Source organism: Pseudomonas vancouverensis, from assembly GCF_004348895.1.
GTDB classification, from domain to species: domain Bacteria; phylum Pseudomonadota; class Gammaproteobacteria; order Pseudomonadales; family Pseudomonadaceae; genus Aquipseudomonas; species Aquipseudomonas vancouverensis.
This window is the reverse complement of record NZ_RRZK01000028.1, coordinates 218,665-243,067: the sequence shown is the minus strand read 5'-3', so window position 1 is coordinate 243,067 and position 24,403 is coordinate 218,665. Positions and strand designations below refer to the sequence as shown.

Sequence of the window (24,403 nt, the reverse complement as noted above, 5' to 3'; positions counted from 1 at the left end):
GCCATGCTGAGTAGAACTGCCTCGGATTTGTACTGGATGTCTCGTTACCTGGAGCGGGCGGAAAACCTCGCGCGGATGCTCGACATCAGTTATTCGCTGTCGCTGATGCCGCAGGACGGTCGCGGTGACGGTCTGCATGAACTGGCCATGCCGCTGTTGATCACCGGCACCCTCGACGACTACCTGGAGCGCCATGGCGAACTGCACGCCGAACGGCTGCTGCATTTTTTCGCCCTGGACGCGGCCAACCCGGCCAGCATCTACAGCTGTCTGGGCGCTGCGCGGGCCAGTGCCCATGCGGTGCGTGGGCGAATCACCGCCGACATGTGGGAAAACATCAACGCCACCTGGCTGGAAATTCGCGAGATTGCCAGCCAGGGCTTGAGCCGCTACGGCATGAGCCGCTTTTGCGAGTGGATCAAAGAGCGCTCGCACCTGTTCCGTGGTGCGTCCTACGGCACCATCATGCGCAACGACGCGTTTCGCTTCATTCGTCTGGGGACCTTTATCGAACGGGCCGACAACACCCTGCGCCTGCTCGATGCCCGCTACGAAATGGCCGGCGATCAGGCCGAGGCGGTCAGCGATGGCACGGCGCACGCCTACTACCAGTGGAGCGCCTTGTTGCGGGCCTTGTCGTCGTTCGAGGCCTACACCGAAATCTATCGCGATGCTCCTGGCGCCCGACACGTCGCCGAGCTGCTGTTGTTGCGCGCCGACGTGCCGCGCTCCTTGCGCGCTTGCACCGAAGAAATCGACCAGATCCTCGCCCAGTTGCCTGGCGCCAACGGCCGTCCCGCGCAACGCCTGGCGGCGGAAATGGACGCACGCCTGCGCTACACCGGCATCAACGAAATTCTCGAAGAAGGCCTGCACGCCTGGCTGACCGAGTTCATCCCGCTGGTGCGCCAGTTGGGTAACGCCATACACAGTTCCTACCTGGAGGCGGCATGAGACTTTCCATCAGTCATGAGACCACCTATCACTACGAAGACAAGGTGCGCGCCAGCATCCAGTACCTGCGCCTGACGCCCCACGACAGTGAGCGTCAACACGTGCTCAGTTGGCAGCTCGAGCTGCCGCGTCCGGTGCGTGCGCAGCTCGATCCGTTCGGCAATATCCTGCACGTATTGACCATGGACGAGCCCCACGAGGCGATCATCATCGGCGCCCGTGGCCTGGTCGATATCGACGAGCAGCGCGAAGCCGAACACGAGAGCCAGTCGGCGCTGCCGTTTTTGCGATTCACCCGGTTGACCGAAGCGGATGCCGGGTTACGCGCATTTGCCGAGAAAGCCTGCAAAAAGCGCCGGGATCGCACGGCTCTGATCGATCTGATGCACGGTCTCAACCAGTACATGACCTACACGCCGGGCTCGACGGAAGTGGATACCAGCGCCGCTCAGGCCTTCGCCGGGCGCGCCGGGGTGTGTCAGGACCATGCCCATGCATTCCTCGCTTGCACCCGAAGTCTGGGCATTCCGGCGCGTTATGTGTCGGGGTATCTGTACAGCGAAAACAGTGAGCACCTGGCCAGTCACGCCTGGGCCGAAGCCTGGCTGGATGACGCCTGGTACAGCTTTGACGTGACCAATGAGCTGGCCCGCCCGGAGCGCCATCTGAAGCTGGCGGTGGGCCTGGATTACCTGGATGCCTGCCCGGTTCGCGGCATGCGTCGAGGCGGCGGTTGTGAACAGATGCACGCCAAGGTGCTGGTGTCGCCGACGCCGGCACCGGTGATTTCCGTGCAGCAGCAATAACCCGTAACCCTGTAGGAGCGAGCCTGCTCGCGATAGCGGTCTTGCCTTCAGTGCTGAAGGGCCTGACAGATTGCTATCGCGAGCAAGCTCGCTCCCATGGGGAAATGGGTCAGGGCTTAACCTTGCGCCCTGCCATGTGTTTTAGATACCCCAACAGCATGTCCAGGTCTTCATCCGGCAATACCTCCGTAGAAAAACCCGGCATCTTAGCCTGCGGCCACTGACGTAAACTCTGCGGATCGCGTATGTAGCGTTTGAGGAAGTCCATGCCGAAGTACTCGGTCGGGCTAAAGGGAATGTTCAGGTCTGGCCCGAACTGCGCATCCCCGGCGCCGTTGAGCCGATGACACGCCAGGCAATTGCGTTGAAACAAGGCAAAACCTTTGTTCAACGGGTCATCGGCTTTCAATGCCGGATCCGGCAACAGGGCAGGGAAGCGCTCGGCCACGGGCGCCAGGCGCTTGATGCTCGCCACCTGGAACGGCCATTGCTCCGGACTGATGTTGCCGGCCTGCGGGTCGGTCCAGACCAGGTAAAACGGCCCGGCTCCCGGTTTGCCTTCAGCCAGGCCGGGCCAAGGCTTGGCGGGGTCTTCGATGGCCAGCCAGGCGCGCGCACCCTGGGTATTGAGCAGCGGCGCTGCCGACATTTCAGCGGCAAAGCCATCCAGCGCCACCGCTTGCAGATGATCCTCAGGCTTGATGCCTGACAGCAAGGCCGCCAGCGGCACCGCGCGGTAGTGCATCTCGCGTTTGTAGGACACATCGTCAGGGATGGTGATGGTCTGCACCTGTGGGTGTGCAAGCAATTGCTCGGTTTGCCAGGTGCGACTGTTCGCGCCCAGCTCCAGCGTGAGTTGTGCGGCGTAGAGAGGCGTGCCGAGCAGCATGGCCCCGAGCAGAATAAGCAGTTTCAAAAGATCGCCATCCGTGTTGTGCAGGTGCCAGGAAGGTTGGCACAGCCACGCTGGCTCGGGTAGCGAGCCAGTCACAATTTGACAGTGGCGATAATAAAGTCTGGCGCTTAAATCAGCCGATCACCTTGGTCAGGTTCGGCAAAATCAACAACAGCGTGGTGGCGAAAAGGATGAGCCCGGCTTGACGAACTTTCGGTTGTTTGAACATGGCTTGACCGCCTTTATTGTTATTTCCTGATGCCTGCCTCAGCAGCTCCATGACGGCAGAGCGTTTCACTTCCTGTTACGACGAATGCCTCGGCAAAACCCGACGGCAACTTCATACTCTTTCACCTTAGAGCCCGCGCCGCGCTTGGTTTAGATCCATTTCATATGGTGTTGAACAAATTTGTGCTTAAAAAGGCATGAGGCCTATTGCCAGCTTCTTCGCGCCCCTTTTGCTAGACAGCTCGGTGTCCTGAAACGGTTAATCCGGTAGCCGACTACCGTCCGTCTGAGCGTGACCGTCAACGCCTGTGAGCGCTGCGGTCATTGAATCCGGCGACCCCCGGATCAAGAGTGGAGACTCTGTTTTTTACCCACCTGCATTGCGGTTCGAGGACGTCATGACCCAAGCTTTGATTTTCGACGCATTACGCACGCCCCGTGGCAAAGGCAAGGCCGATGGCGCCTTGCACAGCGTCAAACCGGTCAATCTGGTCGCCGGTTTGCTCAGCGCACTGCAACAGCGAACCGATCTGGACACCAGCCAGGTGGACGATGTGGTGCTCGGTTGTGTAACACCGATCGGCGACCAAGGCTCCGACATTGCCAAGACGGCGGCCATGGTCGCTGATTGGGACATCAGTGTGGCCGGTGTGCAGATCAACCGTTTCTGCGCCTCGGGGCTGGAGGCGGTGAACCTGGGCGCGATGAAAGTGCGTTCCGGTTTCGAAGACCTGGTGGTGGTCGGCGGCGTCGAGTCGATGTCGCGGGTGCCGATGGGCAGCGATGGCGGCGCCTGGGCGCTGGACCCTGAAACCAATATGCACAGCCAATTCACCCCGCAAGGTGTCGGTGCCGATTTGATTGCCACGCTCGAAGGTTTCAGTCGCGCCGACGTCGATGCCTTTGCGCTGCACTCGCAGCAAAAAGCCGCACGGGCGCGGGCGGATGGCTCATTCAACAAGTCGCTGGTGCCGGTACAGGACCAGAACGGCATCATCCTGCTCGATCATGATGAGTTCATTCGCGCCGAATCAACCCTGGAAGGGCTGGGCAAGCTCAAGCCTAGTTTCGAAATGATCGGCCAAATGGGTTTCGACGCCACTGCGCTGCGGGTCTACAGCCATGTCGAGCGGATCAACCATGTGCATACCCCCGGCAATAGTTCGGGGATCGTCGACGGCGCGGCGTTGATGCTGATAGGTTCCGAGGCCAAGGGCCGGGCGCTGGGTTTGCAGCCACGGGCACGCATTGTCGCCACGGCCGTCACCAGCACCGATCCGACCATCATGCTCACCGGCCCCGCGCCGGCCACGCGCAAGGCGCTGGCCAAGGCGGGGTTGCGGGTTGAAGACATCGACCTGTTCGAGGTCAACGAAGCGTTCGCCTCAGTGGTGTTGAAGTTCATCAAGGACATGGCCGTCGATCCGGCCAGGGTCAATGTCAACGGTGGTTCGATTGCCATGGGCCATCCGCTGGGCGCCACCGGCTGCGCCATTCTCGGCACTCTGCTTGATGAGCTGGAGGCGCGACACCTGCGCTACGGCCTCGCGACCCTGTGTGTCGGCGGCGGCATGGGCATTGCCACCATCATCGAACGTCTCTGAGCCCCGATTTCAAGGAAACATCGTCATGACTGAAGCCATTCGTTACGAAAAGGGCCAGGACGGAATCGTCGTCCTGACCATCGACCTGCCGGGCCAGAGCGCCAACACCATGAACGCGGGGTACCGCGAGGCCATGGCCAGCTGCGTGGCCCGACTGGTCGCCGACAAGGACGCCATCGCCGGTGTGATCATCACCTCGGCGAAGAAAACCTTTTTCGCCGGCGGCGACCTCAATGAACTGATCAAGGTCGGTAAACCCGAAGCCAAGGCCTTCTACGACATGGTGCTGAGCCTCAAAGGCCAGCTTCGCACCCTCGAAACCCTTGGCAAGCCAGTGGTTGCCGCCATCAACGGTGCAGCATTGGGCGGTGGCTGGGAGATTTGCCTGGCCTGTCATCACCGGGTGGCGCTGGACAATTCCGCGGTGCAACTCGGTCTGCCGGAAGTGACCCTCGGCCTGTTGCCGGGTGGCGGCGGGGTGGTGCGCATGGTGCGCATGCTCGGCATCGAAAAGGCCCTGCCATACCTGCTTGAAGGCAAGAAGGTGCGCCCACAGCAAGCCTTGCAGGCCGGCTTGATCGATGAGCTGGCTGCCGATCACGATGAGATGCTGGCCAAGGCACGGGCGTGGATTGCGGCCAATCCGACGGCCGTCCAGCGCTGGGACGTCAAGGGTTATCAAATCCCGGGTGGCACTCCATCGAGCCCGAAAGTCGCGCAGATGCTGGCGATCGCGCCTTCCATCCTGCGCAGCAAGACCCAGGGCACATTGCCAGCGCCGGAGAAAATCCTCTGTGCCGCCGTCGAGGGCGCGCAGGTGGATTTCGACACCGCGCACCTGATCGAGACCCGCTACTTCACCGAGCTGACCACCGGCCAGATCTCGAAAAACCTGATCGGCACCTTTTGGTTCCAGCTCAATGAAATCAATGCCGGTGGTTCCCGTCCGCAGGGTTTCGCGCCTTATGTCACCCGTAAGGTCGGCGTGCTCGGCGCCGGGATGATGGGCGCGGGCATCGCCTTTGTCAGCGCATCGGCCGGTATCGATGTGGTGCTCAAGGACATCAATCTCGCGGCTGCCGAGAAGGGCAAGGCGCACTCGGCGGCGCTACTGGACAAGAAGGTAGCCCGGGGGCAAATGACCGCCCAGCAACGCGAAGCGGTGCTGGGCCGCATTCAGACCAGCGAAAATGATGCAGACCTGGCCGGCTGCGACCTGATCATCGAAGCGGTGTTCGAGGACCGAGAATTGAAGGCCCGGGTGTCGCTGGCGGCGCAGCAGGTCGTCGGTGCCGACGCGGTGATTGCCTCCAACACGTCGACCCTGCCGATCAGCGGCCTGGCGACCGCCGTGCCCGATCAAAGCAGGTTCATCGGCCTGCATTTCTTCAGCCCGGTGGAGAAAATGCCCCTGGTGGAAATCATCAAGGGCGCCAACACCAGTGACGAAACACTCGCCCGAGGTTTCGATTTTGTCCTGCAAATCAAGAAAACCCCGATTGTGGTCAACGACAGCCGTGGGTTCTTCACCTCGCGGGTGTTTGGCACGTTCACCAATGAAGGCATTGCCATGCTCGGCGAAGGCGTCAGCGCGGCGCTGATCGAGACCGAAGCGCGCAAGGCCGGCATGCCGGTCGGTCCGCTGGCCATTTCCGACGAAGTGTCGCTCAGTCTCATGAGCCATATCCGCCTGCAAACCGCCAAGGACCTGCAAGCGGAAGGCAAGCCCCTTAAGGAGCATCCGGCTTTTGCCGTGATCGACCTGCTGCTCAACGAATACAAGCGCCCGGGCAAGGCCGCAGGCGGTGGTTTCTACGAGTACCCGACCGGTGGCCAGAAACACCTGTGGCCCGGGTTGAAAAGCCGATTCGAGCAGGCCGACGGGCAGATTTCAGCGAACGATGTGCGTGATCGGCTGTTGTTTGTGCAAGCTCTGGAAACCGTACGTTGTGTGGAAGAGGGCGTGCTGACCTCGACGGCGGATGCCAACGTCGGCTCGATCTTCGGCATCGGGTTCGCCGCCTGGACCGGTGGCGCGTTACAGTTCATCAATCAGTACGGTGTGGCGGATTTTGTCGCCCGCGCCCAGTACCTAGAAAGACAATACGGCGAGCGCTTCGCCCCGCCGGCACTGTTGCTGGAAAAAGCGGCAAAAGGGCAGTTGTTCTAAGGGCGTTATGACGCATTTCAGGGCTTGCCTTGTCACGGTGTTTCGAGGCAGGCTCTGGGGTGTTCATTATTCCCATCACGTGTCAGGTATTTTTTATGTCGTTACGCATCTGCATTCTGGAAACCGACCACCTGCGTCCGGAATTGGTTGACCAATATCAGGGCTACGGGCAGATGTTCAAACACCTGTTTTCGCAGCAACCGATTGCCGCCGATTTCACAGTATTCAACGTGGTGGAAGGGCATTACCCAAGTGACGATCAACAATTTGATGCCTATCTGGTCACCGGCAGCAAAGCGGACTCCTTCGGTACTGACCCGTGGATTGAAACACTCAAGACTTACCTGCTGACCCGCTACGAGCGCGGCGACAAGCTGCTGGGCGTATGCTTCGGCCATCAGTTGCTGGCGTTGTTGCTGGGCGGCAAGAGCGAGCGCGCCACCCAGGGTTGGGGTGTCGGCACGCACAAGTACAAGATGGCCGCCAAGGCGCCGTGGATGAGCCCGGTGCGTGAGGAGCTGACCCTGTTGATCAGCCACCAGGATCAGGTTACCTCGCTGCCGGAAAACGCAACCGTGATCGCCTCCAGCGATTTCTGCCCGTTCGCCGCGTACCACATCAACGATCAGGTGCTGTGCTTCCAGGGCCACCCGGAGTTCATTCACGATTATTCGCGAGCGCTACTGGACATTCGCCAGCAGGCCTTGGGTGAGCCGGTCTACTCCAAGGGCATCGCCAGCCTTGAGCAGGAACACCACGGCGCAACTGTCGCCGAGTGGATGATGCGCTTCGTCGCGCACAAGCCGGAAACCGCATAATCCCTGTAGGAGCGAGCTTGCTCGCGATGGTCGTGAACGATAATGCGCGAAACCTGACAGCCCGCACTGCTCTCAGGTTTCTCGTCGGAACGCCGCCCGGAGCAAGCTCGCGCCTATAACCATCCCGACTTCTTGAAGCTCGCCCACAACCCCACGCACCCCACGGTAATGAACCCCAGCACGGCGAAATAGCCGTAGTGCCAGCTCAACTCCGGCATGTTCTGGAAGTTCATCCCGTAGATGCCCGCCACCGCCGTTGGGAATGCCAGAATCGCCGCCCAAGCGGCAAACTTGCGTTGCACCACACTCTGCCGTGAGGCCTCCAGCAATACCCCGACTTCAATGGTCTGGCTGGCTATGTCCGCCAGGGTCGTCAGGTCTTCCATTTGCCGGGTCACGTGGATCTGCACGTCGCGAAAGTACGGACGCATGTTTTTGTCGATGAACGGGAAGCTGAGTTTTTGCAATTCTTCGCCAATCTCGACCATCGGGGCCACGTACCGGCGCAAGCGCAGAACGTCACGGCGCAGGCCGTGGAGTTTCTGGATATCGAAATCGTTCAGCACCCCGCACAGCACATTGCGCTCCAGCTCATCGATCTCGGCATGGATGGCTTCGCCCATCGGCTGGTAGTTTTCGATGACGAAGTCGAGCAGGGCATAGAGGACGAAGTCTTCTCCGTGCTCGAGCAACAGCGGGCGCGCCTCACAACGTTGGCGGACATGGGCGTAGGACGCCGAATGGCCATTGCGCGCAGTGATGATGTAGCCGTTGCCGGCAAAGATATGGGTCTCGATGAATTCGAGCTTGCCCTCGTTGCGAATCGGCGAATAGGTGACGATGAACAGCGCGTCGCCAAAGGTTTCCAGCTTCGGTCGGCTGTGTTTTTCCAGGGCGTCTTCGATGGCCAGTTCGTGCAGGTTGAACTGGCGTTGCAGGTTGGCCAGCTCTTGTGCGTTGGGCTCTTCAAGGCCGATCCAGACGAAGTGCCCCGGCTTCTGGGCCCAGGCCGCGCCTTCGTCGAGGGTGATATTGGTGACTTTCTTACCGGCGCTATAAACCGCAGCAGCGACAACTCTACCCATGATGATGGTTCACTTCTTATTGGCAGCTTTCAAATGGCAATGCTTGCAATCGCAGGCAAGGATCAGCTTAGCCTCGCCGTTGCTTGAGAGTCAGTTAAATCTGCAGAGTTCGCTGGTAACGTTTCGCAGGCAAAAGAAAACCCGCACATGGCGGGTTTTCTGTCAGGCGGCTTGCAGTTGCCGGTCCATGGACTCGATGCATGCGCGCATCTGCTCCTGGCATTGGGCAATCAGCATGGGCATGTCATCCAGGCTGAGCCCGGCGGTAGGAATCGCCGGCAGGGAGCGGATCAGGATCTTGCCGCTGCGCCAGCGGTTCAGGCGCATGTGCTTGACGTAGCTGCTGACACACACCGGCACGATAGGTACACCGGCGGCGATGGCCATCTGGAAGGCGCCTTTCTTGAATGGCAGCAGCTCTTCACCGAGGTTGCGCGTGCCTTCAGGGAAGACCCAGATCGAGGTGTCCTTGTTTTGCAGAGTGTCGGTGGTGGTCAGCATCGACTGGCGCGCCCTCTGCGCATTGCCACGATCGATCAGCACGTTGCCGGCCAACCAGAACAACTGACCGAACAGCGGCACCCATTTCAGGCTCTTTTTGCCAATGCACACGGTGCGGCGGGGCACTACGTTGCCGAACACGAACAGGTCATAGTTGGACTGGTGATTGGCGATGATCACGCAGCTGTCGGGCTTGTCCATCAGTGGTCCGACATCGGCTTTGACCCGCAGACGCAAAATGCACATCGCCGGCCATGCATAGAGGCGGGCGCACAACCGACTATTGTCCGGGTTGAAAGGGCGGCACAGGCCGAGCATCACACCCAACACGCCCGCCACAATAAAGTGCAAGCCCATCAATAACATACGAAACGCAAACAGCATTACAGGGCCCACCGGGACAAAAGGTGGCGCAGTGTACGGATGTGCACTGTTTTCGGCAATTGCCGCTATAGAGGTGGGAGATAGCCGATGTTTGTGCGTATGTTTCCGACTTGTCGGTCAGCGGCGATCTAGAGCGGTTGTTGGTGTTTTACCTGATCCTGTACGAAAAGCCCGACACGACGGTCGGGCTTTCGATGTTGCAGGTTTGAGCGTCAGCCCAGGTGTTGCTGATCGAGAATGATCGCGTTGTCCAGTGCATCCAGCAGAGCCTTGCGCACTTTCAGCTTGGTGTTCTTGTGCGCGGTCATGTTGATCTTCTTCAACTGACGGGCTGCAGCCAACGCGGTGCCTTGCAGTTCTTCGGCAGAGACCACGACATCGAGGAAACCCGCCTCGACGGCACCTTTGGGCGTAAACATCTCGCCGTTCACCACCGAGCGCTGCAGGGCAACCTTGCTCAAGCGATCACGGGCGATCTCGATACCGGCGTGGTGCATGGTCATGCCGATCTGCACTTCGTTCAGGCCGATGCTGAACGCGCCGTCGACACCAATGCGGTAGTCGGCCGACAGCAGCAGGAAGGCGCCCTTGGCCACCGCATGGCCAGGGCAGGCGACGATCACCGGGAAGGGGTGCGACAACAGGCGACGGGCCAGTGTCGAGCCGGAGGTGACCAGTGCCACCGCTTCTTTCGGGCCGCTGGTCATCACCTTCAGGTCGTAGCCGCCGGACAGAATGCCCGGCTGACCGGTGATCATCACCACCGCGCGATCGGCCACGGCCTGATCCAGCGCAGCGTTGAACGCGGCAATCACGTCCGGGGAGATGGCATTGACCTTGCCATTGCTCAAGGTCAGGGTCGCGATGCCGTCTTCGAGATGGTAGGAAATCAACTCGCTCATGACGCTATTCCTTTCAATAAAGTTGGGCAGACGTTACCCACGGAGGCGGGTCAGGTAAAGCGCCGTGACTGACCCGCCAGTCACCCTTTGCGCGTCCGTCATACTCAGTCTGCCCCATGGGCTGTGCGTTCTCTTCTATATAGAGCCTACGACTAAGCCGGAGATTGGCCGGTTTGCCATGGCCCGGGACGGGCAGAAATGCTGAATCACGTTAAGCGCATGAAAATTCTGAAAAAAATGTTTGCCATCGGAAAAGCTTTCGACTACATTAGCGCGCCTCGACAGACAGAACATGTTTGAAGAGATACGGTGAAGTGTCCGAGTGGCTTAAGGAGCACGCCTGGAAAGTGTGTATACAGGAAACTGTATCGAGAGTTCGAATCTCTCCTTCACCGCCAAATTCGATGTAGACAAAACCCCTGGTTTCGAAAGAAGCCAGGGGTTTTGTCATTTCAGGGCTGTGCTTTTTATCACCCGGCTTGTTCAGTCGGTGGCGCAACAGAAAACTGGCGCCGGAAGAGTGGCAATCTGCCAAGTCGTGATACATTAACGCCTTGTGTGCCTCTCGGCTTAAAGCTCTGCAGTTGATCCCACCTCGGGAATCCAATTCGACTTTATTCTGATCTGCCTCACAACATGGACGTGGACGCGCTAAAGGGAGAAGCGCAAGGGCAGTGTCATTGATTTCTCCATTTTTAGTGCGTTTACCTGGCCTCGACCTGGCTTGCCTGGGACTGCTTGGAAGGTGCACTTGTTGCTATGCAAAATGTTTATCTGATCAGTGACGTCAATAACGGCGGGAAAACCTATCTTGAGTATTTGCTGCCGGCGCTCAATGCGTTGCGCGACGATTACCACTGCATAGTCCTGCAGACGCCTACGACCGGTGTCAGCCAGCAGGAAGCGCAGAGCATCCTGAAGTGTCCGGTTGAAGAGGTGGAACTGAGTTTTTTCCAGACGCTGAAGTCGGAAATTGTCATCGCCAACGATGCCTATGTTGCACGGCTGCTGGATGACTCGAACTTTTGCATCTTCATTGCCCATGGCAACGTCGGCATGCCACTTCGCGACAAGTATTATTGTGCCGAGCTGATGTCGTACTGGGACGCCATTGTGTCTTCGTCCCGCTCGCTCTTTGATCTGATTGGCACCGGCCTCAAGCTCTACAGGCAAGACAAGCAATCAGGGCGCCTGACCTCGATGTTCGAGACGTCACGCTCGGACCTCAGAAAGACCAGTCTGGTATCGCTCTTGCCGGTCAAGGTTCCTGAGAACTTCAGTGCTCCACCCGATTTCCAGCGTACCCCCGGAGAATACGTCGTAGGCCTTCTGCCGACGCAAATGGGGATTTGTGAAAGTGGCGCCTCACTGTTTGAAAACATCGCCGATGTGATCAATTCGGTGAAATCGCAGATTCCTCATGCGCGGTTCATTCTGCGACCTTACATGACGGATTTTGAAAGTCCGTATGTTCAGGAAATCTGCGAACAACTGGCGCCGTACGACTGGATCACCCTCGATACCACTGGGCAAAGCAGCAAGGCCTTCTACCGTCAGTGCGACACGGTGATCACCGATGCCTCGAGTGGTGGCGTGTCCTTCATGCTCAATACGTGCCGGCTGCCTGTCTATTACGTCCCCAATGCCAATGACGGTCATCCCATTGTCACTGCCTGGCTAGATCAAATGGGTGGCCTGCTGCCCATCGCCAATAACGGTGAAGTCCTCAAAGCCATCATCGGCGAAATCGAGTCGCTTCCGCCCCAAGCGCACTTCCTGATGTACCAGGACTTTTGTGAAAAGGAATACTCCGGATTGCAGCATCCGGATCAGGTCTTCCTCGAGTTGGTACAACAGCAACATCAATCCCGTTATCGCTACGGTGTGGTCGGTCCTGCCGGGGATGTGAACACGGGTTTGATCAACGCTGCGGCTACTGCACATGAGTAAGCCTGTGAGCAACGCCGTTGGCATGGGGCAAGTCGTGTGGATTACCGGGCTCTCGGGTGCCGGTAAATCCACATTGTCCCGGGCGTTTGTCGAGCGGCTGCGAAGCGCCGGGTATTCCACCGTGTTGCTCGATGGCGACGAACTGCGCGAGGTGTTTGGCGCCACCACGGCCAACACACAGAACCATGGACGCGAGGGACGCCTGGCGCTGGCCATGCAGTATGCGCATCTGTGCAGGGTCATTGCCGCGCAAGGGCACACCGTGGTGATCGCTACCATTTCCCTGTTCCATGAAGTTCATGCCTGGAACCGTGCCCATTTGCCTCGCTACTTCGAGGTCTACCTGAAAGTCCCCGTGCAGGAACTGCGTCGTCGTGACCCCAAGGGCATCTACCAACGCTTCGATGCCGGGGAATTGAACAATGTGGCCGGGCTCGATTTACCGATTGATGAACCCATTGCCCCTGACTGGGCGGTGGCGTTTGACCCTGAACGCTCTGTCCAGGCATTGACTGAAGAACTGCTGGAACAATTTTATAAAAGGAATTGAGTATGAAAACCGAATGGGATTACACCACGCTGGCTGACGCTTACTTGAAGCGTCCCGATTATGCCGACGCTGCCATCGACGCGATGCTTTCGATTGCCGGCGCCGAGAAGGCTGACCGGTTTTGCGATGTCGGTGCCGGTGTTGCGCACCTGACCCTGATGCTGGCTGCCCGTGGTCTGGATGTCGTGGCCGTGGAGCCCAATGATGCGATGCGCGGTAATGGCATCAAGCGCACCGCCGAGCTGGCCAATGTCAGCTGGTATGAAGGCACCGGTGAAGCGACCGGCCAGGCTGCCGGCGTTTTCGACATGGTCACCTTCGGCAGCTCCTTCAATGTCTGCGACCGCCATCAGGCGCTGACAGAAACTGCACGCATTCTCAAGCCTCGCGGCTGGTTTGCCTGTATGTGGAACCATCGCAATCTGGAGGATCCGATCCAGGCCCGCATCGAAGCCATCATCATGGAGCGAGTGCAGGGTTACGGCTACGGTACCCGTCGTGAAGATCAGACCGCGGTCATCGATACCAGCGGGTTGTTCGGGCCGGTGGTGCATCTCGATTCGCGGGTCATGCACGAACAGACCATCGCCGAATGCCTTGAGGCCTGGCGTTCTCACGCCACCCTGGAGCGCCAGGCGGGTGCCCGGTTCCACGAAGTCATCAGCGCCATTGAAGACTACTTGCAAAGCCTCGGTACGGCCTCGATCCAGATCCCGTACTCGACCAATATCTGGGTTGCTCAGTTGAGATAATGCCGATGTCGCTGCATTTCTCGACCAAGGCCGGCACATTGGTCAGTCTTAAAGAGCGACTGCGGTCGGCTCGCATTGCCCCATTGCTGTCATTCACGGTGGGGGACTGGAAACTGGGCGGCAACGCCTGTCTGCGCGATATCCAGGGACAACTCGGTGTTGGTCCCTGGATCGTTCGCTCTAGTTGCCTGCGCGAGGACGGCGAGCAAAGCTCAGGCGCCGGCGCGTTTCTGTCGATTGCCGATGTCGACGAAGCGGGATTGATCGCGGCTGTCGAGGACGTCATTGCCAGCTATGGCATGCACAATCCGGCGGACGAAGTGCTGATCCAGCCGATGCTCGGCAACGTGGTTCGATCCGGCGTGGCTTTTTCCCATGACCCCAATACCTGCGCGCCCTACAGGGTGGTGAATTGGGCGGAAGGGCGTGACACGGCGTCGGTCACCAGCGGCATGGGCGGACGTTTGTGGCAGCAGGCGGCGCACAGCGAGGTGTCGCCACCGCCGGCTATCGCGCCGATGATCGTGCTGCTTGAAGAACTGCTGGGGTTGTTTGGCGATACCCCGATCGATTGCGAGTTTGCCGTGACGGATGCAGTGGAGGGCGAAACCCTGTGGTTGTTGCAGGCTCGGCCGTTGATCCTGCCGGTTCGCCCGGAGTCGGATGCAGCGCAAGCTACAGTGCTGCAAAGCATCGAGCGCCAGGTCGTGCGCGGCATGGGCGCGCATCCGTTCCTCCGTGGGCAACGCACCGTTTACGGAGTGATGCCGGACTGGAACCCGGCAGAGATCATCGGCATTCGCCCCAAGCCGCTGGCCCTCTCGCTGTACCGCGATCTGGTGACGGATTCCATCTGGGCCTACCAACGCCACAACTATGGCTATCGCAACCTGCGCAGCTTCCCGCTGATGCCGCACTTCATGGGCTTGCCCTATATCGACGTGCGTCTGTCGTTCAACTCGTTCATCCCGGCAGACCTGGACGAAGGTCTGGCCGGGCGACTGGTCGATCACTACATCGACCGTCTGCTGGCCGAGCCGACGCTGCACGACAAGGTCGAGTTCGAGATCGTGTTCTCCTGTTACACGCTGGACCTGTCGCAACGCCTGGAGCGTCTGGCCGATGCCGGTTTCGAGGCGCATGAGCTGGACGCCATCAGCACCAGCTTGCGCAAGCTGACCAACCGCATCGTTCATCCCAAGGACGGCTTGTGGCGCGCCGATGCGAGCAAGCTGGACACGCTCAAGGCGCGACGTGAAGCCTTGCTGGCGTCCGATGCCGACCCTGTGGAGCGGATCTACTGGTTGCTGGAGGACGCCAAGCGCTACGGCACCTTGCCGTTCGCCGGTCTGGCTCGGGCCGGTTTCGTCGCGGTACAGATGCTCAAGTCCCTGGTATCGGTCGGCGTGTTCTCCCAGGCTGACTACGATGGTTTCATGGCCGGGGTTTCCACGGTCAGCGGCCAGCTGGCGCGTGACCGGGCGGAGCTGGACAAGACGACGTTCCTTGCGCGATACGGGCATTTGCGACCGGGCACCTACGACATCCTTTCGCCGCGCTACGATGAAGCGCCGGAGCTGTATTTCGACTGGGAACAGCGACCCGCCGCCCCGGAGCCGCTGCGGCCGTTTTCGCTGACGTTGCCGCAGATGCGCGAAATCGTGAAGCAACTGGAAGCCCACGGCCTGGAGCCGGACCCGGTGGGTTTGCTGGACTTCATGCAAGCCGGCATCGAGCTGCGCGAGCTGGCCAAATTCCACTTCACCCGCAACCTGTCCGATGCCCTGGCCTTGATCGCCGAAGTGGGCGCCGGGCATGGCATAGCGCGCGAGGACATGGCCTATTGCGACATCAGCGTGTTCCGCGAGCTGCATGTCGCCGCCGCAGACCCGAAGGACCTGATCTTGCGCAGTATCGAGCAGGGCAAGGCGCGCTACGCAAAGACCCTGAAGATATCGCTGCCGCCGGTGATCACCCGGCCCGAGGATGTCTGGTCCTTCGAGTGGCCGGAAACGGCACCCAATTTCATCACCCAGAAGCAAGTCACCGCGCCCATAGTCGGCAGCGATAACCGCGACCGGCTGGCCGGCGCGATTGTCTGCATTCCCAATGCCGATCCCGGCTTCGACTGGTTGTTCGCCTACCCGATTGCCGGGCTGATCACGGCCTGGGGCGGTGCCAACTCGCACATGGCCATTCGTGCTGGCGAATTGGGGTTGCCGGCCGTCATCGGTGCGGGCGAGGTGCTGTACCGGCGCTGGTCGACTGCGCAACGTTTGCACCTGAACTGTCCAGGGCGCTGGGTGGAGATACTGCTATGAAAGTGGTGGCCGTCAGTCAGCGGGTGGATGAATTCCCCGAGCGCGGGGAGGCCCGCGATGCGCTCGATCAGCGGCTGGTTGCCTTTCTGTTGGCGGCCGGCTGTCTGCCGGTGCCGGTGCCCAACGCCATCATCCAGCGCGAGCAGGGCGCCCTGCAGAGATGGCTCGATGTCGTCGCACCAGAGGCCATCGTGCTGTCGGGCGGTAATGACATCGGCCAATGCGCGGCGCGTGATTTGACCGAAGGCCGGCTGTTGGAACATGCGCTGACCCGCCAGCTACCGGTGCTCGGCATCTGTCGGGGCATGCAGATGCTGGCGCACTGGTCGGGTGGCGCGCTGAAGCCGGTGAGCGGTCATGTGCGCACCCGGCACCGTTTGTCGGGGCAAATAGTGGCCGAGGTGAACAGCTTTCATGACTGGGCCCTGGCCGGTTGCCCGCAGGGCTTTGAAGTCCTGGCGCGCAGCGAAGATGGGGAAATCGAAGCGGCTCGTCACCTCGATCTGCCCTGGGAGGGCTGGATGTGGCACCCCGAACGTGAAGCGATTTTTGCCGCGCACGACCTGCAACGACTCAAGCAGTTGTTCCAGGTCTGAGTCCATACGACATTTCAGGAGGTAATAGGGTTGTGAAAGCGATAATTCTGGCCGCCGGTCGCGGCAGCCGCATGAAAAGCCTGACTGACGAACGTCCCAAGTGCATGGTGCCGTTGCGCGGCAAGACTTTGCTGGCATGGCAACTCGAAGCGTTGCGCGGTGCCGGTATCGAAGAAATTGCCATCGTCACCGGTTACAAGCGCGAGCTGTTGGCAGATCAGGGCCTGGTCGAGTTCCACAATCCACGCTGGGCGCAAACCAATATGGTCGCGTCGCTGGCGTGTGCGCAGGCCTGGCTCGAAGAAGGGCCGTGCATCGTCAGTTATTCCGACATCTTCTATAGCCCCTCCGCCGTCCAGTCGTTGATGGCCAGTCAGGCTGCGCTGGCTGTTACCTACGATCCGAACTGGCTGGCACTCTGGACAGAACGTTTTGGCGATCCGTTGCTGGATGCCGAGACCTTTCGCCTGACCTCTGCCGGAACCTTGGCCGAGATCGGCAACAAGCCGCTGTCGGTGGACGACGTTCAGGGCCAGTATATGGGGCTGTTGCGCTTCACGCCGCAAGGCTGGGCGGAAGTCGTTCGCCTGCGCGCGGGGCTCACGGCGGAGCAATGCGACAAGGTCCATATGACCAACACCCTTGGGCAAGTCATAGAAGCAGGACGGGTGCCGATTCAAGCCGTTGCCTACGCGGGAGAATGGGGGGAAGTGGACTCCTGCGAAGACCTGGCGGTGTATCAATGAGCGCAAAGGTTGCGCGGGGCCATTCGTCGGGCATGGCAGAAACTGAACGGCAAGTCTGGTCGTGACCGGCTAGTCTGGGAATCCTTGGCGGTCGATATTGTTCTGGCAAAAGGGCTTGCCGGGGTCGATCCCGTTTTCAGAGGGGGTGAAGAGATGGCTGAACCGTATATCGAAGATGATGGGGCAGAATTTCCGATCAACAATTCCGTACATTGTGGCCAGACCCGCTACGTCGCAAGCTTCGGTGAAGACCAGACAGAGGTCGACAAGATCAAGACCCGAGCCTGCCGAGTGTTGAAAGGCAAGTTTTTACCCAAGGTTACTGCGCCGGTCAGGAAGTAAAAAAATCGCGTTCAAACCCCGCCATCGAGCGGGGTTTTTCTTGTCCGACGAAGTGCGGGCGGAAGTCGCTGAGAGGCGGATTTTCTTCACAAACTTTTCACATCGCCTTACGTAGGCTCAACTCATCCGTTAGAAAGCAACACCTGCCCGTTCCCCAGCGGGCTTTTTTTTGCCTGTCATAAAACCTTTTCCAAAAAAGCTGTCAAACCGTCGCCGATTGCGAAGTTGCGCCGGTGCGCTGGACATTGCCCGCCCGAAAGCATTCAATCTCGCCCCCTTTTCCTTACCCTTATTGTTTGAGGTTTTCGTCATGCGTTTAACACTGCCCGCTCTGGTTCTGGGGCTTCTGGTTGCTCAAGGTGCAATGGCTGGTGATGGTACGGCCGCGGTGGGTGGCGGTCTCGGTGGCGCCCTGGGTAATGTGGTCGGCCAGAAAATGGGCGGCAGCACCGGCGCAGCCATCGGTGCTGGCGTTGCTGGCGCGGCGGGCAGCGCGGTTGCCGCGAAAAAAGGTCATCGCACCAGTGCCGCCATCGGTGGCGGTGTCGGCGCGGCCGGCGGCTCGGTGATCGGCAACAGCCTGGGTGGCAAATCCGGCGCCACCATCGGCGCAGGCCTGGGCGGCGCATTGGGCGGCGGCGTGGGCAGCAACATGGCTAAAGGTCACAAGAGCCACTAAGGCTACCCGCACGTTGAAAAGGCCCGGCTTGATGCCGGGCTTTTTCATATCTGAACCTTTCCCCGCCAATCGGCCTCAAATCTTCCATACTCCTTGAAGAATGTGAGGCTCGCCATGAACCCGCACACCGCTGGCAAAAAAGATCACAGCCTGAATGCTCGACGTTTGATCCTGCCCGCCATTGTGTTTGGACTGCTGCTTTCCCAAGGGGCTCTGGCCGCCGGTAATGGCGATGCGGCAGTTGGCGGTGGCCTGGGTGGCGTTCTCGGCAACGTCGTGGGTGGACATGTCGGTGGCAGCACGGGTGCCGCCATCGGCGCAGGTGTCGGCGGCGCCGCTGGCAGCGCCGTGGCTGCACCCAAGCACAGCCGCACTGAAGCGGCGGTAGGTGGTGGTTTGGGCGCGGCGGGTGGCTCGGTAGTGGGCAACAGCCTGGGTGGCTCCACGGGTTCAGCTATCGGCGCCGGTCTCGGCGGTGCGGCCGGTGGTGCGGTCGGCAACAATCTCGGCAGCAGCGACGGCCATTCTCATTCCAGTCATAAACACTCGAACAAGCATCATCATAAAAATCATTGATTGAGCGAGGCGGATCATGAGGCCCGAACCTGAAGGCACGGAAGAAGAAGGCCCAAACGATCCCGGCAATGAAGACCCGGGGTCGTTGATGGATGATGCGACGGTGCCGTTGAGTGAAGCGGATGACACGCCGGAATATCCACTGCCTTCGCCCACGGATCCACTCGGTCGCGATCAGCTTCCTCTGGAGGAAGATGCCGGTGAGGATCAGCCAGATCGTGCCCCTGCACAGCACGATGCTTGAACCCGGGCCTTTTTCCCTCGATTGAATTGCAGGCCTTTTCCCGGGAAATCACATTGCCCGCGGCCCTCTGCGCTCGTTATGCTGCTGAAACCTTTAACCCGTCCGGGTCCATGCCGTTGCATGAACGGCCCGGATAGCCTGTTGATACGGATCAGTTGCGATGAGTGCACCCCTGAAAGCATTCGGCCCGATCAAGGCCGTGATTTTCGATATGGACGGTCTGCTGCTGGACACCGAAGGCATCTACACCGAAGTCACTTCCATCATCGCCGCGCGTTACGGCCGCACCTTTGACTGGAGTATTAAACAGAACATCATCGGCCGCGGCGCCACTGACCTGGCGCGTTACGTGGTCGAGGCGCTGGACCTGCCGATCAGCGCCGAAGAGTTTCTGGTCATCCGTGAACCGCTGCTGCGTGAAATGTTTCCTGGCGCCCAGGCGATGCCGGGTGCACAGGAATTGGTCAGGCATCTGAAGGCCAACAACGTTCCAATCGCCGTGGGCACCAGTTCGTCGAGCCATTCGTTCGGCCAGAAAACCACCTTGCACCGCGATTGGTTTGCGCTGTTCGATTTCATCGTCACCGCCGATGACCCTGAAGTGACAGCGGCAAAACCGGCCCCGGACATCTTCCTCACCGCGGCGCGGCGCCTTGGCGTGGCGCCGGAAGATTGCCTGGTGTTCGAGGATTCGCCTTTTGGCGTCACGGCGGCGAAAGCGGCGGGGATGACGGCGATTGCGATACCTGACGCGGCAATGGCCGATGAAAAGTATGCCCATGCCGATGGCATTCTTCGTTCGCTGAAAGCCTTCGTGCCGAGCGCGTGCGGGTTGCCGGCGCTGGAGTGGGGCTGAAAGACAGACAAATGTGGGAGCGAGCTGGCTCGCGAAGAGGGTGTATCAGTCGATGAAAATGCTGACTGACAGGCCGCCAATCGCGAGCAAGCTCGCTCCCACAATGTTGGTGTTGAATCAGGCGCCGAAACCACCGTCGATGGTCAGGCTCGCACCGGTGATGTAGCCGGCTTCCGGGCCGGCGAGGTAGGCGACGAAGCTGGCGATCTCTTCCACCTTGCCGTAACGACCGACCGCCATCATCGGAATCAGGCTGCCGGCAAAGTCGCTGTCGGCCGGGTTCATGTCGGTGTCGACCGGGCCTGGCTGTACGTTGTTGACGGTGATGCCTTGCGGACCAAGGTCGCGGGCCAGGCCTTTGGTCAGGCCGACCAGCGCCGACTTGCTCATGGCATAAGGACCGCCACCACCAAAGGGCATGCGATCGGCGTTGGTGCTGCCGATGTTGATGACCCGTCCGCCTTCCTTCATGTGTTGCGCGGCGGCCTGAGTGGCGACGAACACGCTGCGCACGTTGATGGCCAGGGTCTGGTCAAAGTCTTCCAGTTTGAACTCGGCCAGTGGCGCGATGGCCAGGACCCCGGCGTTGTTGACCAGAATGTCCAGACGACCGAAGGCGTCTACAGTGGCCGACACGGCATTGCGGATGGCTTGCGCGTCGGCGCTGTCGGCCTTGATTGCCAGGGCCTTGCCGCCCTTGGCCTTGATGCTGTCCTGCAGTTCTTCTGCCTTGGCGGTGGAGCTGACGTAAGTGAAGGCAACGGTTGCGCCTTCAGCGGCCAGGCGTTTGACGATGGCAGCGCCAATGCCACGGGAACCACCTTGAATCAATGCCACTTTGCCGCTGAGGTGTTGAGTAGTCATGTTGATCTCCAAGTCCCGAGGCGGAATGTCCCGGTTGATGGAGCCTAGTATCGATTGCCGATTACGTGCCGTGTAGACCGTGATTGCGATAGTCTGTGTAAACCAGAAGTTTATAGTGGCGCCTATGGAAACCTTCAGCAGTATCGAATGCTTCGTGCGCAGTGCCGAAGTGGGCAGCTTCGCCGAGGCCGCGCGCCGCTTGAGCCTGACACCCGCAGCGGTCGGCAAGAGTGTGGCCAAGCTGGAAGCCCGGTTGGGTGTGCGGCTGTTTCAGCGCAGCACCCGGCGCTTGACCCTGACGGAGGCCGGGCAGTTGTTTCTCGGTGAAGTCAGCGGCAGTCTGCACACGATCCAGAATGCCGTGGCCAACCTGGCCAGTGCAGGCGGGCAGCCGGCGGGTACCTTGAAAGTCAGCATGGGCACGGTGTTCGGCTGCTTGTATATCGTGCCGATGCTCGCTGAGTTTCTGCGGCGATTTCCGGCGATCAATCCGGACTGGCACTTCGACAATCGTCAGGTCGACCTGATCGGGCAGGGCTTCGACGCGGCCATTGGCGGAGGCTTCGAACTGCCCCCTGGCGTGGTGGCACGCAAGCTGAGCCCGGCGCATCGGGTGCTGGTGGCGTCGACGGATTACCTGGCGGCGAGGGCGCCGATTATCGAACCTGAGGACCTCAAGCTGCATGACGGGATTCTGATCCGCTCGCCGCAAACCGGTCGCGTGCGTTCCTGGCAATTGACTCACCGCAATCAGCAGCACAGCCCGCTGACGCTCAAGGCGCGGATGACCATGAGCGATTCCGAGGCCGCCTGCATCACCGCTTCCCAGGGGCTGGGCGTTGCCTTGGTGAGTATGCCGTTCGCGTCCGGTTATCTGGAGTTGGGCAGGTTGCAGCGGGTGTTGCCGGACTGGTACATCGACGACGGCTACACCTCGATCTACTACGCCGAGCACAAGTTGCTACCCGGCAAGACCCGGGCGTTTGTCGACTTCATCATCGAGCAGTTTGCCGAGCGCGGGTTGAAGCAGCGGTTCAGTGCTGTTTGAGTTCGATTCAGAACCGAGGTGTGGCCATCGAGGGCAAGCCCGCTCCGACTGGTACGGGGTCCCACTTCAATCCTGCAAACGACACAAGACCTGTGGGAGCGAGCTTGCTCGCGATTCAGCCGCCGCAGTCTAACGGGCAAACCGCCCCGGCCAGCCGATAATGTTCTTCGGCCGCGGCGTCGCGTAGGTGCGCACCTTCGAGGTCGACAGCCCCAGTCGCACCAGCGACTCGGCAATGGTCACCGCCGCCGTCACTCCATCCACCACCGGCACGCCGGTGCGCCGGCGAATCTGCTCATCCAGCCCGGCCATGCCGCCGCAACCGAGGCAAATCACTTCGGCCTTGTCCTGCGTCACCGCCAGCTCAGCCTGCTGGACGATGGCTTCCAACGCACGCTGCGGTTCATGTTCCAGTTCCAGCACCGCCAGGCCGCTTGCTCGCACGGATGCGCAACGGTCCCACAGGCCGGACAGCTTCAGGCGATCCTCGATTAGCGGCACGGTACGGTCGAGGGTGGTGACCACCGAATAAGCATGGCCAAGGAACATCGCCGTGCTGGCGGCGGCATCGGTGATGTCCACCACCGGGACATTGAGCAGTTCCTGCAAACCTTCCCGACCGTGTTCGCCATAACCGGCCTGGATGACCGCATCGAACGGCTGATCGTAGGACATGACCCGGTCCATCACGGCGATGGCCGCCAGATAGCTTTCGAAGTTGCCTTCAATGGAATCTGCACCGAAGTGCGGCGTCAGGCCGACGATTTCCGTACCGGGCGATGCGACAGCCTGCGCCGAACGGGCGATGGCTTGGGTGATGGATTCGGTGGTGTTGACGTTGACCACGAGAATACGCATGGGAATTCCTTATTGCGGAGGGTTCTGCGGCCCGAGCACGTCGGGCCGCGACAGGATTAATGGCTGACGTTGTCGACGGCGATGGCTTCGCCGCTGACATCGGCGTAGTGGGCTTGCCGTTTGGCGATGATCAGGTAGAGCATCCCGGCGATACCGGCACCGACCAGCCAGGAGAAGGGCGAAACGGAATGGAAGCCCGGTACCAGCGCCAGGACGATGGCGATCAACGCGGCTGGAATGAACGCCGCCACCGCACGCAGATTGACCCCATGGCTGTAGTAATACGCGCCGTTCGGATCTTCGCTGTACAACTGCGGTACGTTGACCTGGCCTTTGCGCACCAGCCAGTAGTCGACCATGATCACGCCGTACAACGGGCCGAGCAGGGCGCCGAGGCCGGACAGGAAGTACACGATCACCAACGGGCTGTTGTAGAGGTTCCAGGGCAGAATCAGCACGGCCATGGTGGCACTGATCAGGCCGGCGCGGCGGAACGTCAGATACTTGGGCGCGAGGTTGCTGAGCACGAAGGCCGGGGCAACGAAGTTGGCCATGATGTTCACGGCCACGGTGACAATCAGGAACGCCAGGCAGCCCAGCACCAGGAAGAAGGTGTTGGGGATCGAGGCGATGATCTCCGTAGGGCTTTCAATGATGTGGCCATTGATCTGGAATTGCGCGCCACACAGCAGGACGGTGATGGTGGCGAACACCAGGATGTTCACCGGCAAGCCCCAGAAGTTACCGACCTTGATGGTTTTGCGGCAGGGCGAGGAACGGGCGAAGTCGCAGAAGTTGAGGATCAGGGTGCCGTAGATCGCCAGCCACAAGGCGCCGCCGGCAAAGATGTTGCGCCACATCTCGCCACCGCTCAGCGGCTCGCGGATCGACCAGGCGATGGTCGCGTTGGCCTGGGTGTACATCCAGGCAGCGAGGGCGGCGACGGTCAGCAGGATCACCGGGCCGGCGAAGGCTTCGTAGCGCCGGACCATCTCCATGCCATAGGCAAGGATCGCCAGTTGCACGAACCAGATCGCCACGAAACACACCCAGCCCAAGGTCGAGAGGCCAAGGATCGAGTTGTGGTCGTAGTCGGCGAAACCGGGATGGATGGCCGTCAGCAGGACCCGAAAGACCACCGACGCCAGATAGGTCTGGATGCCGAACCAGGCGATGGCGATCACCGCGCGGATCAGCGCAGGAATCTGCGCACCATGAATGCCGAAACTGATCCGGCTGATGACCGGAAAGGGCACCCCGGTTTTTTGCCCCATGAACCCGGACAGGTTCATGAAGAAGTACACCAGAGTGGCGCCTATCCCCAGTGACAGCAGGATCTGCCAGCCGCCGAGGCCCAGTGCGTAGAGGCCGATGGCGAAGGAATAGTTGGCGATGTTGTGAACGTCGTTGGTCCACAGGGCAAAGATGCTGTAGCGACCCCAGCGTCGGCCTTCGGTCTTGGTCGGTGCCAGGTCCTCGTTGTGCAGGCGCGGGCTGAGCACGACGGGGTCGTGATGCCCTGGCACATCGGTTGTAGGGGTGGAAGGGGAGGCAGGTAGATCCAGTGCGATGTTGTTATTGGAGAGACTTGTACGCATTCCGGCAGGCTCCTGATGCTCGCCCTTCGCGATGACTGTGCTTGAGCACTGGCTCGGCAGATCTTCGTCGCGAGTG

Annotated in this window: 25 protein-coding genes and 1 tRNA gene; 18 read left to right on the top strand and 8 right to left on the bottom strand. The window is 60.3% G+C overall.

Features of this window, described 5'->3' with window-relative positions; translation table 11 throughout:
- The first annotated feature begins 3 nt into the window (after positions 1–3).
- Together EIY72_RS20165 and EIY72_RS20160 are read left to right on the top strand one after the other, a co-directional pair.
- Entirely contained in the window at positions 4–954 is a 951-nt protein-coding gene (locus EIY72_RS20165) for an alpha-E domain-containing protein (protein ID WP_093217330.1), read from the top strand.
- On the top strand, positions 951–1,760 hold the full coding sequence (locus EIY72_RS20160) for a transglutaminase family protein (protein ID WP_093217335.1): 810 nt from the start codon (positions 951–953) through the stop codon (positions 1,758–1,760). The genes EIY72_RS20165 and EIY72_RS20160 overlap by 4 nt, the downstream gene beginning before the upstream one ends.
- Positions 1,761–1,869: 109 nt before the next feature.
- On the opposite strand, the gene EIY72_RS20155 is transcribed toward EIY72_RS20160, so the two are convergent.
- Positions 1,870–2,649, bottom strand: a complete 780-nt coding sequence (locus tag EIY72_RS20155; protein ID WP_093230361.1) for a c-type cytochrome — start codon at positions 2,647–2,649, stop codon at positions 1,870–1,872.
- 139 nt (positions 2,650–2,788) lie between these two features.
- Positions 2,789–2,953: a hypothetical protein gene (locus EIY72_RS29975; protein ID WP_157720927.1), complete on the bottom strand. Its 165-nt coding sequence runs from the start codon at positions 2,951–2,953 to the stop codon at positions 2,789–2,791.
- 328 nt (positions 2,954–3,281) lie between these two features.
- Between EIY72_RS29975 and EIY72_RS20150 the strand changes: the two genes are divergently transcribed.
- The 3 genes from EIY72_RS20150 to EIY72_RS20140 all read left to right on the top strand — a co-directional run bounded on the left by EIY72_RS20150 (position 3,282) and on the right by EIY72_RS20140 (position 7,475).
- Entirely contained in the window at positions 3,282–4,487 is a 1,206-nt protein-coding gene (locus EIY72_RS20150; protein ID WP_093217339.1) for an acetyl-CoA C-acetyltransferase, read from the top strand.
- A gap of 25 nt (positions 4,488–4,512) precedes the next feature.
- Positions 4,513–6,657 carry a 3-hydroxyacyl-CoA dehydrogenase NAD-binding domain-containing protein gene (locus EIY72_RS20145; RefSeq protein ID WP_093217343.1) on the top strand — a complete coding sequence of 715 codons (2,145 nt, stop codon included), beginning with the start codon at positions 4,513–4,515 and terminating at the stop codon, positions 6,655–6,657.
- Between the two features lie 95 nt (positions 6,658–6,752).
- The gene (locus tag EIY72_RS20140) at positions 6,753–7,475 is read left to right on the top strand and encodes an amidotransferase (RefSeq protein ID WP_093217348.1); all 723 of its coding nucleotides are present in this window, start codon (positions 6,753–6,755) and stop codon (positions 7,473–7,475) included.
- Between the two features lie 113 nt (positions 7,476–7,588).
- On the opposite strand, the gene EIY72_RS20135 is transcribed toward EIY72_RS20140, so the two are convergent.
- The 3 genes from EIY72_RS20135 to EIY72_RS20125 form a co-directional block, all read right to left on the bottom strand.
- Positions 7,589–8,560, bottom strand: coding sequence for a magnesium and cobalt transport protein CorA (locus EIY72_RS20135; RefSeq protein ID WP_093217353.1), 972 nt, complete (start codon positions 8,558–8,560; stop codon positions 7,589–7,591).
- Positions 8,561–8,722: 162 nt separating this feature from the next.
- The gene (locus EIY72_RS20130; protein ID WP_093217359.1) at positions 8,723–9,445 is read right to left on the bottom strand and encodes a lysophospholipid acyltransferase family protein; all 723 of its coding nucleotides are present in this window, start codon (positions 9,443–9,445) and stop codon (positions 8,723–8,725) included.
- 212 nt (positions 9,446–9,657) lie between these two features.
- The gene (locus EIY72_RS20125; protein ID WP_093217364.1) at positions 9,658–10,347 is read right to left on the bottom strand and encodes a crotonase/enoyl-CoA hydratase family protein; all 690 of its coding nucleotides are present in this window, start codon (positions 10,345–10,347) and stop codon (positions 9,658–9,660) included.
- A gap of 308 nt (positions 10,348–10,655) precedes the next feature.
- Between EIY72_RS20125 and EIY72_RS20120 the strand changes: the two genes are divergently transcribed.
- The 12 genes from EIY72_RS20120 (at position 10,656) to EIY72_RS20065 (ending at position 19,959) form a co-directional block, all read left to right on the top strand.
- Positions 10,656–10,745: transfer RNA gene (locus tag EIY72_RS20120), tRNA-Ser, on the top strand.
- A gap of 340 nt (positions 10,746–11,085) precedes the next feature.
- Positions 11,086–12,297: a hypothetical protein gene (locus EIY72_RS20115; protein WP_231985532.1), complete on the top strand. Its 1,212-nt coding sequence runs from the start codon at positions 11,086–11,088 to the stop codon at positions 12,295–12,297.
- 4 nt (positions 12,298–12,301) lie between these two features.
- Positions 12,302–12,847: an adenylyl-sulfate kinase gene (locus tag EIY72_RS20110; RefSeq protein WP_231985533.1), complete on the top strand. Its 546-nt coding sequence runs from the start codon at positions 12,302–12,304 to the stop codon at positions 12,845–12,847.
- A gap of 2 nt (positions 12,848–12,849) precedes the next feature.
- Entirely contained in the window at positions 12,850–13,599 is a 750-nt protein-coding gene (locus EIY72_RS20105; protein ID WP_093217374.1) for a class I SAM-dependent methyltransferase, read from the top strand.
- Between the two features lie 5 nt (positions 13,600–13,604).
- Positions 13,605–15,920 carry a PEP-utilizing enzyme gene (locus tag EIY72_RS20100; RefSeq protein WP_093230366.1) on the top strand — a complete coding sequence of 772 codons (2,316 nt, stop codon included), beginning with the start codon at positions 13,605–13,607 and terminating at the stop codon, positions 15,918–15,920.
- On the top strand, positions 15,917–16,516 hold the full coding sequence (locus EIY72_RS20095) for a gamma-glutamyl-gamma-aminobutyrate hydrolase family protein (RefSeq protein ID WP_093217378.1): 600 nt from the start codon (positions 15,917–15,919) through the stop codon (positions 16,514–16,516). The genes EIY72_RS20100 and EIY72_RS20095 overlap by 4 nt, the downstream gene beginning before the upstream one ends.
- A gap of 32 nt (positions 16,517–16,548) precedes the next feature.
- A complete protein-coding gene (locus EIY72_RS20090) occupies positions 16,549–17,262 on the top strand; it encodes a phosphocholine cytidylyltransferase family protein (RefSeq protein ID WP_093217383.1) in 714 nt (237 codons plus the stop codon).
- Between the two features lie 153 nt (positions 17,263–17,415).
- Positions 17,416–17,604, top strand: coding sequence for a hypothetical protein (locus tag EIY72_RS20085; protein WP_093230369.1), 189 nt, complete (start codon positions 17,416–17,418; stop codon positions 17,602–17,604).
- A 310-nt stretch (positions 17,605–17,914) separates the two neighbouring features.
- Positions 17,915–18,283: a bacteriocin gene (locus tag EIY72_RS20080; RefSeq protein ID WP_093217386.1), complete on the top strand. Its 369-nt coding sequence runs from the start codon at positions 17,915–17,917 to the stop codon at positions 18,281–18,283.
- A 114-nt stretch (positions 18,284–18,397) separates the two neighbouring features.
- Positions 18,398–18,859, top strand: a complete 462-nt coding sequence (locus EIY72_RS20075; protein WP_093217390.1) for a glycine zipper domain-containing protein — start codon at positions 18,398–18,400, stop codon at positions 18,857–18,859.
- A 16-nt stretch (positions 18,860–18,875) separates the two neighbouring features.
- Positions 18,876–19,103, top strand: a complete 228-nt coding sequence (locus EIY72_RS20070) for a hypothetical protein (protein WP_093217394.1) — start codon at positions 18,876–18,878, stop codon at positions 19,101–19,103.
- Between the two features lie 160 nt (positions 19,104–19,263).
- Complete coding sequence (locus EIY72_RS20065; protein ID WP_093217399.1) at positions 19,264–19,959, top strand: HAD-IA family hydrolase; 696 nt, start codon at positions 19,264–19,266, stop codon at positions 19,957–19,959.
- Between the two features lie 117 nt (positions 19,960–20,076).
- On the opposite strand, the gene EIY72_RS20060 is transcribed toward EIY72_RS20065, so the two are convergent.
- On the bottom strand, positions 20,077–20,823 hold the full coding sequence (locus EIY72_RS20060) for a 3-oxoacyl-ACP reductase family protein (RefSeq protein WP_093217403.1): 747 nt from the start codon (positions 20,821–20,823) through the stop codon (positions 20,077–20,079).
- Positions 20,824–20,947: 124 nt separating this feature from the next.
- On the opposite strand from EIY72_RS20060, the gene EIY72_RS20055 reads away from it, so the two are divergent.
- On the top strand, positions 20,948–21,871 hold the full coding sequence (locus tag EIY72_RS20055; RefSeq protein WP_093217407.1) for a LysR family transcriptional regulator: 924 nt from the start codon (positions 20,948–20,950) through the stop codon (positions 21,869–21,871).
- A 129-nt stretch (positions 21,872–22,000) separates the two neighbouring features.
- Here EIY72_RS20055 and EIY72_RS20050 read toward each other — a convergent pair whose 3' ends face one another.
- Together EIY72_RS20050 and EIY72_RS20045 are read right to left on the bottom strand one after the other, a co-directional pair.
- Positions 22,001–22,729, bottom strand: coding sequence for an aspartate/glutamate racemase family protein (locus EIY72_RS20050; protein WP_093217412.1), 729 nt, complete (start codon positions 22,727–22,729; stop codon positions 22,001–22,003).
- A 56-nt stretch (positions 22,730–22,785) separates the two neighbouring features.
- On the bottom strand, positions 22,786–24,327 hold the full coding sequence (locus EIY72_RS20045) for an NCS1 family nucleobase:cation symporter-1 (protein ID WP_093217416.1): 1,542 nt from the start codon (positions 24,325–24,327) through the stop codon (positions 22,786–22,788).
- Between the last annotated feature and the right edge of the window lie 76 nt (positions 24,328–24,403).

Coding starts and splice junctions, on each gene's coding strand:
- EIY72_RS20165 (WP_093217330.1), top strand. CDS start 4: ATGCTGAGTAGAACTGCCTCGGATTTGTACTGGATGTCTCGTTACCTG.
- EIY72_RS20160 (WP_093217335.1), top strand. CDS start 951: ATGAGACTTTCCATCAGTCATGAGACCACCTATCACTACGAAGACAAG.
- EIY72_RS20155 (WP_093230361.1), bottom strand. CDS start 2,649: ATGCTGCTCGGCACGCCTCTCTACGCCGCACAACTCACGCTGGAGCTG.
- EIY72_RS20150 (WP_093217339.1), top strand. CDS start 3,282: ATGACCCAAGCTTTGATTTTCGACGCATTACGCACGCCCCGTGGCAAA.
- EIY72_RS20145 (WP_093217343.1), top strand. CDS start 4,513: ATGACTGAAGCCATTCGTTACGAAAAGGGCCAGGACGGAATCGTCGTC.
- EIY72_RS20140 (WP_093217348.1), top strand. CDS start 6,753: ATGTCGTTACGCATCTGCATTCTGGAAACCGACCACCTGCGTCCGGAA.
- EIY72_RS20135 (WP_093217353.1), bottom strand. CDS start 8,560: ATGGGTAGAGTTGTCGCTGCTGCGGTTTATAGCGCCGGTAAGAAAGTC.
- EIY72_RS20130 (WP_093217359.1), bottom strand. CDS start 9,445: ATGCTGTTTGCGTTTCGTATGTTATTGATGGGCTTGCACTTTATTGTG.
- EIY72_RS20125 (WP_093217364.1), bottom strand. CDS start 10,347: ATGAGCGAGTTGATTTCCTACCATCTCGAAGACGGCATCGCGACCCTG.
- EIY72_RS20105 (WP_093217374.1), top strand. CDS start 12,850: ATGAAAACCGAATGGGATTACACCACGCTGGCTGACGCTTACTTGAAG.
- EIY72_RS20100 (WP_093230366.1), top strand. CDS start 13,605: ATGTCGCTGCATTTCTCGACCAAGGCCGGCACATTGGTCAGTCTTAAA.
- EIY72_RS20095 (WP_093217378.1), top strand. CDS start 15,917: ATGAAAGTGGTGGCCGTCAGTCAGCGGGTGGATGAATTCCCCGAGCGC.
- EIY72_RS20085 (WP_093230369.1), top strand. CDS start 17,416: ATGGCTGAACCGTATATCGAAGATGATGGGGCAGAATTTCCGATCAAC.
- EIY72_RS20080 (WP_093217386.1), top strand. CDS start 17,915: ATGCGTTTAACACTGCCCGCTCTGGTTCTGGGGCTTCTGGTTGCTCAA.
- EIY72_RS20075 (WP_093217390.1), top strand. CDS start 18,398: ATGAACCCGCACACCGCTGGCAAAAAAGATCACAGCCTGAATGCTCGA.
- EIY72_RS20070 (WP_093217394.1), top strand. CDS start 18,876: ATGAGGCCCGAACCTGAAGGCACGGAAGAAGAAGGCCCAAACGATCCC.
- EIY72_RS20065 (WP_093217399.1), top strand. CDS start 19,264: ATGAGTGCACCCCTGAAAGCATTCGGCCCGATCAAGGCCGTGATTTTC.
- EIY72_RS20060 (WP_093217403.1), bottom strand. CDS start 20,823: ATGACTACTCAACACCTCAGCGGCAAAGTGGCATTGATTCAAGGTGGT.
- EIY72_RS20055 (WP_093217407.1), top strand. CDS start 20,948: ATGGAAACCTTCAGCAGTATCGAATGCTTCGTGCGCAGTGCCGAAGTG.
- EIY72_RS20050 (WP_093217412.1), bottom strand. CDS start 22,729: ATGCGTATTCTCGTGGTCAACGTCAACACCACCGAATCCATCACCCAA.
- EIY72_RS20045 (WP_093217416.1), bottom strand. CDS start 24,327: ATGCGTACAAGTCTCTCCAATAACAACATCGCACTGGATCTACCTGCC.